2 pseudogenes are annotated in these 707 nt (G+C 46.0%); both read right to left on the bottom strand.

What is annotated here, in order from left to right:
- Positions 1-297 (bottom strand): annotated as a pseudogene (locus R7190_RS27490) (transcriptional regulator); the annotation flags it as partial.
- Positions 297-707, bottom strand: a pseudogene (locus tag R7190_RS27485) (ABC transporter ATP-binding protein); the annotation flags it as partial. The pseudogenes R7190_RS27490 and R7190_RS27485, both read right to left, overlap by 1 nt.

Raw genomic sequence — 707 nt, 5'->3', positions numbered from 1 at the left:
GCACCAATCTTTAAGTAGAATATCACTCATGGGGTGGCATGCCGCTTGTTCGAGCTTCGCGCTTGCATAGAGCAGAGTTTGGTAAGCTTTGTGATGGTCTTGATACCTGGCGTGTTGAAATACTCTCAAACATCCATCTAGCCAGCAGGCGATGGCTTTACTTTGTTGATCAGACAGCTCAGGACCAAACACGGTATCAGGAGCTTCGTACAAGATCGCTTCTAACACATCTACTTGATCATGCTTCCTAGTTTCATACCAATCCGAGATTTGATCTTGCCAGAAGGTCAGTTCCATCATGCAGCCTCAATCCATTGTTTAACAAAGTGATTCGGACCAACTTGATCATATTCATCAACCACAACACTGCTGCGATGACGGATCTCATCGGCGTCTATTGAGTAGTTTGGTTCATTTTTCACCAAGTTTCCAAATGGCAGATCAGGATCGGGTACGGCTGAGATCAACAACTTAGTGTATGGGTGCTGTGGATTTTTCAAGATCGCGTGCGTGTCACCCCATTCAACGATTTGCCCTTTATACATCACCGCTGTTTCTTCAGCGATGTAGTGCGCGGTGGCGAGGTCGTGGGTAATGTACAAAAAGCCAATCCCAAGCTCTTGCTTCATACGCTGTATCAAGTTCAATACGCCCAAGCGAATTGACACATCCAGCATCGATGTTGGCTCATCGGCCAAAATTATTTG

This window comes from Vibrio sp. 1078-1 (assembly GCF_033340475.1).
Note: the sequence above shows the minus strand (reverse complement) of the source record. Positions and strands in the feature narration are given on the sequence as shown.